General features: G+C 72.2%; 15 protein-coding genes. 4 read left to right on the top strand and 11 right to left on the bottom strand.

Going from position 1 to position 13256, the window contains the following annotated elements; translation table 11 throughout:
* Nucleotides 1-22: 22 nt before the first annotated feature.
* From EIZ45_RS02250 to EIZ45_RS02265, 4 genes are all read right to left on the bottom strand, one after another.
* Nucleotides 23-832 carry a hypothetical protein gene (locus EIZ45_RS02250; protein WP_134661486.1) on the bottom strand — a complete coding sequence of 270 codons (810 nt, stop codon included), beginning with the start codon at nucleotides 830-832 and terminating at the stop codon, nucleotides 23-25.
* 103 nt (nucleotides 833-935) lie between these two features.
* The gene (locus EIZ45_RS02255; protein WP_134661485.1) at nucleotides 936-1541 is read right to left on the bottom strand and encodes a short chain dehydrogenase; all 606 of its coding nucleotides are present in this window, start codon (nucleotides 1539-1541) and stop codon (nucleotides 936-938) included.
* On the bottom strand, nucleotides 1538-2407 hold the full coding sequence (locus tag EIZ45_RS02260) for a helix-turn-helix transcriptional regulator (RefSeq protein WP_134661484.1): 870 nt from the start codon (nucleotides 2405-2407) through the stop codon (nucleotides 1538-1540). The genes EIZ45_RS02255 and EIZ45_RS02260 overlap by 4 nt, the downstream gene beginning before the upstream one ends.
* 61 nt (nucleotides 2408-2468) lie before the next feature.
* Complete coding sequence (locus EIZ45_RS02265; RefSeq protein ID WP_167756317.1) at nucleotides 2469-4022, bottom strand: hypothetical protein; 1554 nt, start codon at nucleotides 4020-4022, stop codon at nucleotides 2469-2471.
* A gap of 106 nt (nucleotides 4023-4128) precedes the next feature.
* Here EIZ45_RS02265 and EIZ45_RS45940 point away from each other — a divergent pair, with 106 nt between their 5' ends.
* The gene (locus EIZ45_RS45940) at nucleotides 4129-4599 is read left to right on the top strand and encodes a nuclear transport factor 2 family protein (protein ID WP_167754298.1); all 471 of its coding nucleotides are present in this window, start codon (nucleotides 4129-4131) and stop codon (nucleotides 4597-4599) included.
* Between the two features lie 340 nt (nucleotides 4600-4939).
* On the opposite strand, the gene EIZ45_RS02275 is transcribed toward EIZ45_RS45940, so the two are convergent.
* The 6 genes from EIZ45_RS02275 to EIZ45_RS02300 are packed head-to-tail and all read right to left on the bottom strand — an operon-like array spanning nucleotide 4940 to nucleotide 9686.
* The gene (locus tag EIZ45_RS02275) at nucleotides 4940-5128 is read right to left on the bottom strand and encodes a hypothetical protein (RefSeq protein ID WP_037805973.1); all 189 of its coding nucleotides are present in this window, start codon (nucleotides 5126-5128) and stop codon (nucleotides 4940-4942) included.
* A gap of 2 nt (nucleotides 5129-5130) precedes the next feature.
* Complete coding sequence (locus EIZ45_RS02280; protein ID WP_134661481.1) at nucleotides 5131-5721, bottom strand: hypothetical protein; 591 nt, start codon at nucleotides 5719-5721, stop codon at nucleotides 5131-5133.
* A gap of 1 nt (nucleotide 5722) precedes the next feature.
* Nucleotides 5723-6397 carry a hypothetical protein gene (locus EIZ45_RS02285; protein ID WP_134661480.1) on the bottom strand — a complete coding sequence of 225 codons (675 nt, stop codon included), beginning with the start codon at nucleotides 6395-6397 and terminating at the stop codon, nucleotides 5723-5725.
* A gap of 45 nt (nucleotides 6398-6442) precedes the next feature.
* Nucleotides 6443-6856, bottom strand: coding sequence for a TIGR03668 family PPOX class F420-dependent oxidoreductase (locus EIZ45_RS02290; protein WP_134661479.1), 414 nt, complete (start codon nucleotides 6854-6856; stop codon nucleotides 6443-6445).
* Nucleotides 6857-6858: 2 nt separating this feature from the next.
* Entirely contained in the window at nucleotides 6859-7758 is a 900-nt protein-coding gene (locus EIZ45_RS02295) for an LD-carboxypeptidase (RefSeq protein WP_134661478.1), read from the bottom strand.
* A complete protein-coding gene (locus tag EIZ45_RS02300; protein ID WP_134661477.1) occupies nucleotides 7755-9686 on the bottom strand; it encodes a S9 family peptidase in 1932 nt (643 codons plus the stop codon). Before EIZ45_RS02300 ends, EIZ45_RS02295 begins: the two co-directional genes overlap by 4 nt.
* A 130-nt stretch (nucleotides 9687-9816) precedes the next feature.
* On the opposite strand from EIZ45_RS02300, the gene EIZ45_RS02305 reads away from it, so the two are divergent.
* The 3 genes from EIZ45_RS02305 to EIZ45_RS02315 are packed head-to-tail and all read left to right on the top strand — an operon-like array spanning nucleotide 9817 to nucleotide 12100.
* Entirely contained in the window at nucleotides 9817-10392 is a 576-nt protein-coding gene (locus EIZ45_RS02305; protein ID WP_037805986.1) for a DUF3090 domain-containing protein, read from the top strand.
* 8 nt (nucleotides 10393-10400) lie between these two features.
* Nucleotides 10401-11210, top strand: a complete 810-nt coding sequence (locus tag EIZ45_RS02310; protein ID WP_134661476.1) for an SCO1664 family protein — start codon at nucleotides 10401-10403, stop codon at nucleotides 11208-11210.
* Nucleotides 11211-11221: 11 nt separating this feature from the next.
* Nucleotides 11222-12100 (top strand): phosphotransferase, encoded by an 879-nt coding sequence (locus tag EIZ45_RS02315; protein WP_134661475.1) that lies wholly within the window; start codon nucleotides 11222-11224, stop codon nucleotides 12098-12100.
* A gap of 54 nt (nucleotides 12101-12154) precedes the next feature.
* Here EIZ45_RS02315 and EIZ45_RS02320 read toward each other — a convergent pair whose 3' ends face one another.
* Complete coding sequence (locus tag EIZ45_RS02320; RefSeq protein ID WP_134661474.1) at nucleotides 12155-13147, bottom strand: aldo/keto reductase; 993 nt, start codon at nucleotides 13145-13147, stop codon at nucleotides 12155-12157.
* Nucleotides 13148-13256: the final 109 nt, after the last annotated feature.

Consider the following 13256-nt stretch of genomic DNA (forward strand, 5'->3'; position numbering starts at 1 on the left):
CCGGGACCACCGCACTCCAGGGCTACGCGCGGTTCGCGCGGTAGTTCCGGAACAGCAGGTACGTGTCGAGAATGTCCGCCGGATCGCTCTCGACCGAACGGTAAATGCCCCACTTCGGCCGCACGTAGTCGCCCTGGTCCGGCAGCTTCACCCCGGTCCGGCGCCCCTGCGCGGCGACCGGCGCACCCGCACCGGCGCCGTTGCGGATCACGCACGCCGCCGCTCCCGCCTCGCCCGGCGTGAGGGTCCACTCGACCGTGATCCACTTCTCCCGCAACGGAGCCAGCTTCGCCGCCGCGATCGACGGCGAACCCGGATTCGCGTACGCGCGAGCGGAAATCATCTCCACCCCGCCGTCCCGGACCAGATCGAGCGTCACCCACGGCCCGTCGTTCGTCGCCGGGGTCTTGGTCTGGAAGATGTGCGTGAACCGGCTCGTGCCGTGCAGGCTTGCCGGAATGAACATCTCGTAGGACAGCGTCCACGTCTCGCCGCCGCGCATCTTCAACGCGGAACCGTTCTGCACCATGCCCTTCGTCTCGGTCCGCTGCCGATCCCCGCCGCCGGTGGTGTCCCGGTCGTCGCGCCAGATGGTGAACCGGTAGTGATTCCCCTCCACCACCACGTACTTCCGGCCCGGATGCAGACCGCCCCGATCCGCCTCGACGCCCTCGAACGCCTTAAGCCCGTCCTTCACCGGATCGGGATGCCACAACGGACTCGCGGCAGCGGCGAAACGGGCCAGCGGCCCGGCCGAGAACGGAACAGCGAGGGCTGCCCCGGCGATCGTGCGCAGCGCCGCACGGCGCGGGAAACCACGGGAATCCGGCATCGCGGAGTGTCCTTTCCGAACAGGAACGAAAGGGGCACATCGGCCGGCGGCGCAGTACATCCGATGTCTGGTGAGTCAAAGGTAAGAGTCCTGCCGAAGGCGGTCAAGCGTAGGCCCGCACGACCGTCCCCGTGCGGTCGCCTTCGACGCAGTTCACGTAGTGCCGCACCAGTTCGTCCATCGGGACCGGGCGCATCCCCGGGAAATGCCCGCCGAACTCGTCCGCCGAATCGCCGACCATCGCCGGGCTCACCGCGTTGACCCGCATCCCGCGCGGCAGCTCGATCGCCGCCGACAGCACGAAACTGTGCAGCGCCCCGCTGATCACCCCGCCGCCGGTGACGTGCGGCCACGCCTCGTCGGCGAAAATCCCGGACGTCAGCGTGAACGAAGCGCCGTCCGCCGCGTGCCGCTGCCCCTGCAGGACCAGCTCGACCTGCCCGTAGAACTTGGCCCGCATGTTCTCGTGCAGCTCCGCCGACGTCAGCTTCGCGAACTCGTCCAACGCGCCGTGCGCGGCGATGCTCACGACCGCGTCCACCGCGCCGACCTCGCGGTACATCGCCGCGATCGTCTCCGGCTCCGCCAGATCGACCCGCACCTCGCCCGACGTCCGCCCGGCCACCACGACGTCGTGCCCGCGCGACCGCAGCTCCGGCACCAGCCGTTTTCCGATCGTCCCGGCGCCGCCGACCACAAGAATTCTCATCGCACCTTCTCCTTCGCCAAGGGTTCCGCACAGCTCCGGCCCAGCAACGCGAGCGCGTCGGCGTCCGCGGCTCCCGGCAACGCGTAGAACAGGCCGAGCTGCTGATCGTCGTCCGGCAGCGTGACCGTCTCGTTCGCTAGCGTCAGACGTCCGACCACTGGATGGTTGAGTTCGCGCACGTAGTACGAGCACGTCCGGACCGGCCGCTTCGCCCACATCCGCGCGAACTCCGGGCTCTCCACCGCCAGCCGCCCGACCAGCTGTTCCAGCACCGGATCGTCCCGATGCCGCGCGACCGCCTGATGCAGCGCCGCGACGGTCACCGACGCCTTGTCCGCCCAATCCCGGTACAGCGCGCGATGATGCGGGTCGAGGAACAGCATCCGCGCGATGTTCGGGCGAATCCGCTCGTCCGGCGAGTCGAACGCGACATGCCCGGCCAGCAGGGCGTGCCCGAGCCGGTTCCAGGCCAGCACATCGGCCCGGTGATCGACCACCACCGCCGGCATCGCGGGCATCGCCGCGAGCAAATCCCGCACCGCGGGCCTGAGCTTCGTCCGTCGGGACCGCGGCCGAACCGCCCGCCGCGGCGCCGCGAGCGCCCGCAGATGCTCGTGCTCGGCCGGATCCATCCGCAAGGCCGCGGCCAGCGCGTCGATCACCGCGTCCGAGGCGCTGCTGCTGGCTCCTTGCTCGAGCCGCGTGTAGTAGCTGACGCTGACCCCGGCCAGCTCGGCCAGTTCCTCCCGGCGCAACCCGGGAACCGCGCGCCGCGTGCCGCCCGGCGCGATGCCCGCGGCCTCCGGCGTCAACCGCTCGCGACGGCTGCGCAGGAAACCGCCGAGTTCGTTGCTTCCGTTGCTCACCAGGCCATCCTGGCGCGCCGCCGAGCCCGCCGCCTGCCCCTGACCGGGATACCCGGCGGCGTCAGAACATCTTGCTCAGCACGTCGTGCCAGGCGGTGACGGTCTGCGCGAGCTGCGCCCCGCTCTTGGCGGCCTCGGCCACCGCGCTCAACGCCAGCTTCGCCCGTCCGCGCTTCTGCTTCTCGCCGGGTTCGGCGGCCGCCTCGGCGATGTCCTTGACGTGGTAGAGGAGTTCCTCGCGCTCGTCCTCCGGCAGATCCGGATCCTCGCGCACCGCGGCCGAAAGCGCCTCGATCGCCTCGGCGAGCCGGTCGTCCCGTCCGGCGACCGGAGCCAGCACGGTCGTGATGTCCCGGACCGTGCTGTTGAGAATGAAGTTGCTGTGCGTCACGTCGCCGCCGATTTCGATGCGGTGGCCGGACTGCGGCGCGGAATCCCGTTTGTAGTCGGCCATGTTGCCGAGCACCTCCGTGAGATAGGCGAGAGCGATGGTGACGTAAGCCAGGTAGACGCGGGCGAAGCCGCCGTGGCTGAGCTGTCCGGTGTTCCACTGCGCGACCCACTGGAACCCCTCGGTGCCCCTGGCCAGCCGGCGGCGGATCTCCTCGGTCACGAACCCGTCCAGCACCCCGCCGTCCAGCTGCCAGCCGGAGCGGAACTTCGCGGGCCACGACCCGGTGAGCGCCCGCTCCCGCAGCTTGGCGGTGTCCGCGAGAAACTCCCGGAGGTCCTGCTCCATCGCCTCGCCCGACACGTGGTCTTTGAACCGCGCTTCCTTGGGCCGGTGCATGAGCGGAAGCAGCTTGGGCCGGGGGAGCGCGGCCAGCCCGTCCGCGACCGCGACGAGCGCGGCGTGCAGGTCGCCGAGAAAGGATTCCCATTCGCCGGGCGGCAGGACCGCGATCCCCGCGCCGTCGTCGGCCCGCCCGTAGCGGGTCTGCAGGCTGTCCCGGAACCGCTGGGCCAGCGCGCCGGTGAGCGTCGCCAGCAGACGCTCTGCTCCGGGATGGATGTCCGACACCAGATTCCGCCGGGCGGCCGCCCACCCGAGCAGGTCCTTGACCTGAGCGACCACCTCGCGGGTCGGACGGGTGCCGCTGCGCTCCGGCCCCCACCAGACGTTGTAGCGGCCCCAGTCTTCCTCTTCCTGGAAGTACCGCCCCGGTTCGCACAGCCGCTCGACCGGCGGGCGCAGCGCCTTCGCGCGGGCGCGGGCTTCCTCGGCGATGCGGACCGGGATCGCCGCGAGCACGTCGCGGATCGCCCGCCGGGCACTGTCGGCGTCGGACACGGCTTCGCGCACCGTGCCGTCCAGCGACAGCTTCAGCGGACCCGGAGGCCGGGCGTCGGGCAGCTTGGCCGCCCGGGTCGCGCGCTGCCATTCGGTCGCCCGCGAATACCGCTCGCTGCGGGTCTTGTCCTTGGCGGACTTGGCGTTCGCCGCGACCGTCGTCTTGTTCTTTTCATACGCCTTCGACGCCAGCCACAGCCCGCCGCCGATCAACGCGATCCAGACGACGACGTTGAACCCGCCGGTCACCGCGTGGTCGACGTCGCTGTTGACCGCCGCGGCGATCAGCACCACGACGATGACGACCGCGATCGCACACCCCAAAACGCCCCCCGCCCGGCCCGCACCGGGAGTGCGACCGCCGTCACAGCATGATGCCACGACCGGCCGGCGCGGGACGATGACAGCGGAACCCCGAGGGGAGAAGCCGGTGCAGGAACACGAACTCGACGCCTTGCTCGCCACGTCCCGCATCATCCGCACCTTCAACAGCTACTACCGCGCGGTCGACGAGCGGCAGTTCGACGCCCCGCGCTTCCAGCGCATCTTCGCGCCGGACGGCAAGATCGTGCGCCCGGGCGGCGCCGAAATCGCCGGACCGGCCGACATCGCGGACAGCCACGCCCGCAGCTTCGCCCGCTTCGAGGCGAGCCAGCACCTGCTCACCGGCCACGACGTCGACCTCGACGGTGCCACCGCCGAGGTGCGGGCGAATCTCGTGGCGATCCACCTGTGGAAAGACCGCCCGGTCACCGTGCGGATGGGGGACCGCGCGTTCACCGCGGGCGGCGTCGTCACCGCGGACCTGCGAGAAACCGGGAAAGGCTGGCGCATCACCGAAGTCCGCACCAGGATCCTGTGGCGGACCGGCTATTTCGGCGACCTGGCGCAGACCCGCTGACGGCGTCCGCGAACTGGCCGCAGAACCCGAGCTGCGGATCAGCGGCGCCGGGGACCGGGCCTTCACCGTGAGCTCGGCGTCGTCGGGCAGGCCTTTGCCGTGCGAGGAGAACCGGGTCACGACCGCGAGATCGTGGTCCCCGGACACCGTTTTCCCGCAGCCGAGCGCCTTGTCCAGCGCGGAGACGACCTGCTCGCCGGTATCGCCCGCGTACTCGGCGAGCCGCTGCCGGATCCACAGAGTGTCCTTTGTGGAGTACGCCTGCGCGCCGTCCCGCGCGGCCGCGTCCCAAGAAAGATCGCCAGCTCCCGGCTCCGCGTGACGACCCCGCGAGCACCGGTCAGCGCTTGAGCGCCCGGTACCGGTTGACCAGCGCGGTGACGGTCGCGTGGTCCGCATGGCGGTTGAGCGCGGCCACCAGATCGTCCGGGCACCGCTGGAACGCCTCGCCCCACCAGCGGCGGGCCCGGTTGTCCCAGACCTGGTACCCGCCGGGCACGCCCCGCGCCACGTAGCGCCGTTTCGCCATCGTCAGTCCCGGTCGAACGCCGCGGCGAACATCGGGGCCAGTTGCTTCAGCTTGGCCTGCAGCACTGGCGCTGCGACGCTGCTGCTGCCGGTCCGAACGGCGAGCAGCCGGTCTCCGCGGCCGAGCACCAGCACGCAACTGGTCAGCCTCGGCTCCCGGAACCGGCGGCAGAACGCCAGGTGCCGGTCGGCGAGACCGGAAACGGAGAACCGCGTGGCCAGATCGGGGTACTTGCTGCAGCTCAGCGACTCCTCGAGGACGGTGACCATCTGCTCGCCGGAGTACCCCTCGTACTGCGCCGCCAGCTGCCAGACCTCCAGCTCCCCGGCGCTGGCAGTCGCCTGCACGTTGCTGCGCAAGGCGGACTCCCACGGCTGCTTGCCCTCGCACGCCGCCACGACGTGCAGCGGCGTGATCCACTTGACGGCAAAGGACGACGGAGCCTGCTTCTGCTTGGCGCCCGCCTCGCTCAACTGCTTCTCGTCCGGCAGGTATCGGGTGAGCTCGTCCGCGGAAGACGACGCGGGGGGAGGGGTGCTCGCGCAACCTCCGGCGAGCAGGACGAGCCCCAGCAGCGTGATGAGTCTTCGCACGTCAATCCTGGTCGAACGCGGCGGTGAAGGTCGGAGCCAGCCGCTTCAGTTCGGCTTGCTGTTCCTCGGCGCTCGCGAGCCAGCCGGCGGCGGTGAGCGCGAGCACGCGGTTGCCGTGCGCGAACACCAGGACGCACCCGGCCACCCGCGCGTTCAACTGACCGCAGAAACCGAAGTGCGGGTCCGCGACCCCGGCGACCGAAAACCGCGACTTCACCGCCAGCCGCCGTCCTTCGACCACCGCGCTCCCGCAGTCCAGTGCGGTACGGAGACCGGAAACGACCTGTTCGCCGGAGAAACCCCGGTACTCGGCAAGCAGTTCGTCGATCTGCATCTGGTCGGTCACGGACACCGCCCGCACCCCGTTCTGCGCGTCGGAATCCCACGGCTGGTCCGCGCCGCACGCCCGCACGATGCGCAGCGAAGTGCCGGGGGAGACGCGCGTCCGGTGCTGCTGGATGCGGACCCGGGCCGCGGACAATTGCTCGTCGCTCGGCAGATACTTCGTGAGGTCTTTCGCGACCGGAGCAGCCGAAGCCGAAGCGGACACCGGAGCAGAACTGCTCGCGGAACTGGACGGCGGGCCCGCACTCGGCGCCGAAGGCGCTGCCGGGGTTTCCGCGGCACAGCCAGCGACCAGCAGCACAAGACCGGTCACCGCGACGGAAATACGCATGATCCTCCCCATTCGGGAGAAAGATCGCCGGACTCCGGTCCAGCGTTACGAGCCCGCCCAGCCCCGCCAGGTCCGCACCTCGGTCACCACCACCGCATGCTCCGGCGGCCGTTCCGCGTACTGGGGATACTTCGCGGCCAGCCATTCGACGTACGAGTCCCGCGAAGCATCCGCGACCACCCGCGCCACCCCGTCCGCGCGCGCCCACCACAAGCGCGACCAGTCCTCGTCGTACTCGTCGACCAGGAACGACACCGCCGGGTTCTCCGCGATATTCGCCAGCCGCCGCAACGACGTCGTGGTCTTCGGCTTGTGGTCGACCGCGAACACCACCGTGTCCTCGCGCACCGCGAATGTCACCGGCACCAGATGCGGGACCCCGCGACCGTCCACTGTGGCCAGCCGGGCCACCCGCGCCGCGGCGAACCGGGCCCGGGTTTCCACAGTGGACAGTCGCATGCTCAGTCCAGCGCGGGGGAGTCGAGGGTCAGCGTGCCCAGTTCGGTGTCGAGCGAGGCCGAAACGCCGAGCGGCACCGTCGGCGACCCCGCCACGTGCCCGAAGCCGAACCCGCTCAGCACCGGGACCCCGAGCGGCGACAACCGTTCCGCCAGCAGTTCGCGGACCTCCGCCGGGTCGCCGCACGCGGCCCACGAGCCCAGCACGATCCCGCGCACGCCGTCGAACCAGCCCGAGCGCAGCAGCTGCGTCACCATCCGGTCGATCCGGTACGGGCTCTCGGTCACGTCCTCCAGCAGCACGATCCCGCCGCGCGCGGACCCCTGCTCGGCCGTGCCGATCCCGGACGCGAGCAGCGACAGGTTCCCGCCCACCAGCACGCCCAGCGCACGACCCGGCACGACGACGTCCGGCTCCCGCGCCCGCAGCACCCGCGCGTGGTCCGGCTCGAACAACGTCCGCCGCAAGTGTTCCGCCGCGGGCTCGTCGAACAGCACGCTCGCGGGCATCGGCGAAAGCAGCGACGCGAGGCCCAGATGCGTGTGCACGGCCCGGTGCAGCGCGGTCACGTCGCTCGACCCGGCCAGCACCTTCGGACCGGCGGCCCGCAGCGCCGCCCAGTCCACCAGATCGATCATCCGCTGCGTCCCGTACCCGCCGCGCGCCGCCAGCACGCACCGGACCTCCGGGTCCAGCCACGCCTCGGCGAACTCCGCCGCCCGAGCCTGGTCCGGCGCGGACAGATACGACCCGCCCGAAGCCCGCACCCCGGCCCCGACCCGCACCTTCACGCCCCAGCTGCCCAGCACCGGCAACGCGGCGTCCAGCAGATCCTGCGGCACCGGCCCGGACGGCGCGACGAGCGCGACCGTGTCCCCAGCGGAAAGTCTCGCGGGCCTCATCGGGACAGCTCCAGCCGCGGCACGTCCGGCGTCTCGAAGCCGAACACCTGGCCGTAGAAGGAAAGTTCGGCCTCCAGCGCGGCGACGATCGTCTCCGCCTTCCGGAACCCGTGCTGCTCGCCCTCGAACCGCAGGTACGCGTGCGGGATCCCGCTGCCGTCGATCTCGGAGACGAACCGGTCCGCCTGCTCCGGCGGGCAGATCTGGTCCTCCAGGCCCTGCAGGAACAGCACCGGCCCGGCCAGCGCGCCCACGTGCGTCATCGGCGAGCGCTCCCGGTACCGGTCGGCGGCCTCCGGATACGGGCCGACCATGCTCACCAGGTACTGCGATTCGAAGTCGTGCGTTTCGCCGCCCTCGCCGGTCCATCCGGTGAAGTCGAGGATCGGGAACTTCACCGTCGCCGCCGCGTAGGTGCGGGTCATCGTGATCGACGCGGCCGAGGTGAACCCGCCCGCGCTGCCGCCCCGGATGCCCAGCCGGGCCCGGTCGGCGATCCCTTCCGCGACAAGCGCTTCGGCGACCGCCGCGCAGTCGCGCACGTCCACCACGCCCCACTGCTCCCGCAGCCGCTCGCGGAACGCCCGCCCGTATCCGGTGGAGCCGCCGTAGTTCACCGCGACCACGCCGATGCCGCGGCTGGTGAAGTACGCGAAGTCCAGGTCGAGCGATTCGTCGCTGTGCCCGGTCGGGCCGCCGTGCACATGCACCACGTACGGCGGCAGTTCGCCTTCCGGCGCGGCGAAGTCCGGGTTCGTCGGCGGGAACACGTACGCCGGGATCTCCGCGCCGTCCGGTCCGGTGAACACGCGCTCCTGCGGCACCGGCAGGTACTCCGCGGGCGGCAGCGAGGCCGGCTGCGGCGTGAGGGCGCGCCACTTCCCGGTGTCCGGGTCCAGCACCACGACCGCGCTCTCGTGCCGGGGCCCGCCCGCGATCCCGGCGATCCCGTCCGGCGTCGCGGCCAGCCCGCTCGACGACCACACGGTCAGCTCGGTGTCGACGCGCGTCACCGAACCGTCGCTCTCGTCCAGAATCGCGAGCTTGCCGGAGTCGAGGACCGCGTGCTTCCCGCCGCCCAGCGGGGCGAACCAGCTGGTACCGAGCTTCCACATCGGCCCGCCCAGCTCGCGTTCCGCGGGCGCCAGGTTCGCCACCGAACCGTCGAGCCCGACCCGGTGCAGGTTCCACCAGCCGTCCGGGTCGGCGAGCACGAGCAGCTGGTCCGCGGACTCCCACGCCACCTGGCACACCGCGACCTCCGGCCCGCCCGCCAGCACGCGCGCGTCCCCGAACGACCCGTCCGCCGCCACCGGCGCGACGAACAGCTCGGTCCCGTCCCACGGCATCGCCGGGTGGTCCCACGCGAGCCACGCGGCGTGCGCGCCGTCCGGCGACAGCTGCGGCGCGGTGAAGAACCGGTGCCCCTCCACGAGCACCCGTTCGGCGGAGCCGTTCAGCGGGATCGCGACCAGCTCGCGGGAGATGTCCGTGCGCCGCGGGCCGGTGCTGCGCTCGCGGACCGCCCACACCTCGCCGTCGCGCCCGGGCCGGAGGTCGCCGTACCGGACGCCCTGCGGCGTGGCCGGTTCCGGCGTCAGCGGGGCGACCTCGCCGTCCTTGAGCGCGTACACCCGCTGATCGGCCCAGTGCGTGAACACCACGACGCCGCCGACCGCGAGCCACGGCCGCCCGCCGTACTCGTGCACCCGGTTCCGGACGTTCCACGGCGCGGGCAGCACGTCCTCGGCGCCGCCGCCGGGAAGCGCGCGCACGAGCGCGACCCGGCCGCCTTCGGCGGGCCGCGCCTCCGCCCACCAGAGCGCGCCGTCGACCGCGGCGAGCCATTGCGCGCCGCCGCCTGCGGCCGCGGCGCCGGCCGCTGTGACGGGAGAGGTCCAGGTTCCATGAGGAGAGATGCGAGGCACCCGGAAAGCCTAACGAGGATCCGCTGCGTGTCCGGATCCGCACGCACCGCGCAGGAAACGCGCGCGAAGGTCCCTCAACCCGGGGCGGCGGATGCCGATCATGCGTCCGTGGCCTAGGGTCGAAGACGCTATGTCACGCGTAATCCACGTCTTCCGCAAGCCCGACCGGTTCGTGGCCGGCACGGTCGGCGAGCCCGGCGACCGCACCTTCTACCTCCAGGCGACGGAGGACGTGCGGACGATCAGCGTCACGATCGAAAAACAGCAGGTCGTCGTCCTCGCGGAGCGGCTCGGGTCGCTCCTGGAGGAAGTCGCCAGCCGGTTCGGCGCCGACGTGCCCAGCCACGCCCCCGACGACGAGGTCGACACCGACCCGCTCACGGTGCCCGTCGAGGAGGAGTTCCGGGTCGGCACGATGGGGCTCGGCTGGGACGCCGACTCCGGCGCGGTCGTCGTGGAGCTGCTCGCGATCACCGAGGGCGAGATCGACGAGACCGTCGTGCTCGACGACACCGAGGAAGGCCCGGACGCGGTCCGCGTGTTCCTCACCCCGGTCGCCGCCCGCGCCTTCGCCGAACGCGCCGACCGCGTCGTGAACGCCGGCCGCAAGCCGTGCCCGCTGTGCGGCGAACCGCTCGACCCGGCCGGGCACATCTGCCCGCGGCAGAACGGGTACCGGCGCGACGTCGACGTGACCGAGGACTGAGGGCGGCCGTGGCGAGCACCGCGCCAGGACCTGCCGACCCCGCCGCCCGCGATTTCGTCTCCCGCGGGCGCATCGACGTCGAAGGCAGGCTCGTCGACGCCTCCAACGTGACGCTGTTCTGCGCGATCGAACTCGACGGCGTCACCGGCCGCGTCGTGTACAAGCCGGTGTCGGGGGAGCGGCCGCTGTGGGACTTCCCGGACGGCACGCTGGCTGGCCGCGAGGTCGCGACCGCGATGATCTCCGACGCCTGCGGCCTCGGCACGATCCCGCCGACCGTGCTGCGCGACGGCCCGTTCGGGCCCGGCATGGTCCAGCTGTGGGTCGAGACCGACGAGGACGCCGAAGTGGTCGACGTCTGCGCGCCCGACGAGGTCCCGGAAGGCTGGCGCACCGTGCTGCACGCGCACGACCGGCTCGGCGAACCGGCGGTGCTCGTGCACGCCGACCACCCGGACCTGCGCGAACTCGCGGTCCTCGACATCGTCGTCAACAACACCGACCGCAAGGGCGGGCACCTGCTGGCCGGAACCGACGGCCACGTCTACGGCGTGGACCACGGCATCTGCCTGCACACCGACCCGAAGCTGCGCACCGTGCTGTGGGGCTGGATCGGCGAGGACCTGCCCGAGGACGCCGTCGAGAAACTGCGGAAACTCCGCGCGGACCTCGACGGCCGCCTCGGCGCGGAACTCGGCGAACACCTGACCGCCTTCGAGATCCGGGCGCTCTCGCAGCGCACCGACTACCTGCTCGCCGAGGCGGTGTTCCCCGAGCCCGGCGACGACTGGCGCGCGATCCCCTGGCCGCTGTTCTGATGGCGGAATCCATGGACACCGCCCTGATGGACGCCGACGCCCGCGCCCGCCTCGTCACCCGGTTCGGTCCCGTCGCCGAAGCCTGGTGCGACGCGCTGCCCACGCTCGTCGAGCGGCTCTGCCGCCAGTGGGGCCTCACCGTCTCCGAGGCCCGGCCCGGCAACACCGGCCGCACCCTGCTCTGCCGCGACGGCGACGGCACGCTGAAGGTGCTCAAACTCTGCCCGGACCGCGCGATCGCGACCGCCGAGGCGACCGCTCTGGGCTCCTGGGCCGGGCTGTCGCGGGTCGTGCAGATCCTCGACGCCGACCTCGACCACGGCGCCGTCCTGCTCGAAGGACTCGAACCCGGCGACACGTTCACCGGCCGCGGCGCCGACGTCCCCTGGGACCAGATCGGCGAACTGCTCGCCGACGTGCACGGCGTCCCCGCCGCCGGTCCGTTCCCGACCCAGCTCGAACGCGTCCGGTTCATGTTCGGCCTCGCCGAACAACGCCTCGCCGGATCCCCGGCCGAAGCGCACCTGCCGCTGGAAGCGCTGCGCACCGGCCTCGCCCGGTCCGAGAAACTGGCGGCCAGCGGCCCGATCGCCCTCGTGCACGGCGACCTGCACCCCGGCAACGTCCTGGACGCCGGACCGGAACGCGGAGCGGTCGCGATCGACCCGCGGCCGTGCGTCGGCGACCCGGCCTTCGACGCCGTCGACTGGGCGGTGCTGCCGATGGCTCACGGCGGTGCCGTCGAGGACGGGATCGCCGAGCTCCCGCACCTCGACGGCGACCGGGTCCGCGCGTGGTGCGTCGCGCTCGCCCCGCTGGTCGCGATGGGCCCGCTCCGCCGCGGCGGACCCACGCCGTTCACGGATGCGGTGCTGCGGATGGCTCGCTGAGCCGGACAGCCCGGCTCGAAGACTCCTGCCGGGCTGGACCCTCGCGACCAGCAGCTAGCCCCGGGCGACCTCAGCGGTGTGCGCGGGGATGTAGCGCTCGCCCCGCACCTGGTCGCTCAGCGGCTCCAGTGCGGCCAGCGCCTCGGCGTCCAGAACGATCTCCAGCGCGGCCGCGTTCTGCTCCAGCCGGGCCGGACTGCGGGTGCCCGGAATCGCCGCCACCCCCACCCCTAGCCGCTCGGTCTGGGCATACACCCAGGCCAGCGCCACCTGAGCCGGCGTGGCACCCAACCGCTCGGCCACCTCGCGCACGGTCTGCGCGATCTTCTCGTTGGCGTCGCCCGCCTCGCCGGCGAAGCGGGGATTGGTGCGCCGGAAGTCCTTCTCGCCCAACGCGGAGCGGTCCAGGGCCCCGGTCAGGAACCCCCGCCCCAGCGGCGAGTACGGCACCAGCCCGACCCCCAGCTCAGCCATCACGGGGGTGACCGCCTCGACGTCGCGCGTCCACAGCGAGTACTCGCTCTGCACCGCGGCGATCGGATGCACCGCGTGCGCCCGGCGCAGCAGTTCGCCGTCGACCTCGGACAGGCCCAGATGCCGGACCTTGCCCGCCTGGACCAGCTCGGCCATCGCCCCGACGGTCTCCTCGATCTCCACGTCCTGGGGCGGGCGGTGCGCGTAGTACAGGTCGATCACGTCGACGCCCAGCCGCAACAACGACGCGTCGCACGAACGCAGCACGAAGTCCCGTGCGCCGCAGATGCGCCGCGCGCGGTCGCCGGCGCTGCGGTCGATGCCGAACTTCGTGGCCAGCTGCACCTGGTCGCGGCGGCCGTGGACGGCGCGGCCCACCAGCACCTCGTTGTGCCCGGCACCGTAGGCGTCGGCGGTGTCCAGGAACGTGACGCCCAGCTCCAGGGCACGGTCGATGGTCGCGAGGCCGCCGTCCCAGTCGGAGGCGCCGTAGCTCTCGCTCATCCCCATGCACCCCAGTCCCATCGCGCTGACGCGAAGACCGGACGAGCCGAGCGTGGTTCGGGTGATCATGCGGTTGCTCCTCCTGCCCGGCGGACCCGGGCGGCACCTCGGCGGCTGACGCCACCGACGCTAGGAGCTGGAGCGAGCTCCACGTCAAGCCGGCGCATCGGCCGCCCGT

Origin of the sequence: Amycolatopsis sp. CFH S0740 (assembly GCF_004522315.1) — a bacterium.
Lineage (GTDB): Bacteria > Actinomycetota > Actinomycetes > Mycobacteriales > Pseudonocardiaceae > Amycolatopsis > Amycolatopsis nivea.

Coding starts and splice junctions, on each gene's coding strand:
- EIZ45_RS02305 (WP_037805986.1), top strand. CDS start 9,817: ATGTCACGCGTAATCCACGTCTTCCGCAAGCCCGACCGGTTCGTGGCC.
- EIZ45_RS02290 (WP_134661479.1), bottom strand. CDS start 6,856: ATGCGACTGTCCACTGTGGAAACCCGGGCCCGGTTCGCCGCGGCGCGG.
- EIZ45_RS02315 (WP_134661475.1), top strand. CDS start 11,222: ATGGACACCGCCCTGATGGACGCCGACGCCCGCGCCCGCCTCGTCACC.
- EIZ45_RS02295 (WP_134661478.1), bottom strand. CDS start 7,758: ATGAGGCCCGCGAGACTTTCCGCTGGGGACACGGTCGCGCTCGTCGCG.
- EIZ45_RS02320 (WP_134661474.1), bottom strand. CDS start 13,147: ATGATCACCCGAACCACGCTCGGCTCGTCCGGTCTTCGCGTCAGCGCG.
- EIZ45_RS02250 (WP_134661486.1), bottom strand. CDS start 832: ATGCCGGATTCCCGTGGTTTCCCGCGCCGTGCGGCGCTGCGCACGATC.
- EIZ45_RS02275 (WP_037805973.1), bottom strand. CDS start 5,128: ATGGCGAAACGGCGCTACGTGGCGCGGGGCGTGCCCGGCGGGTACCAG.
- EIZ45_RS02285 (WP_134661480.1), bottom strand. CDS start 6,397: ATGCGTATTTCCGTCGCGGTGACCGGTCTTGTGCTGCTGGTCGCTGGC.
- EIZ45_RS02255 (WP_134661485.1), bottom strand. CDS start 1,541: ATGAGAATTCTTGTGGTCGGCGGCGCCGGGACGATCGGAAAACGGCTG.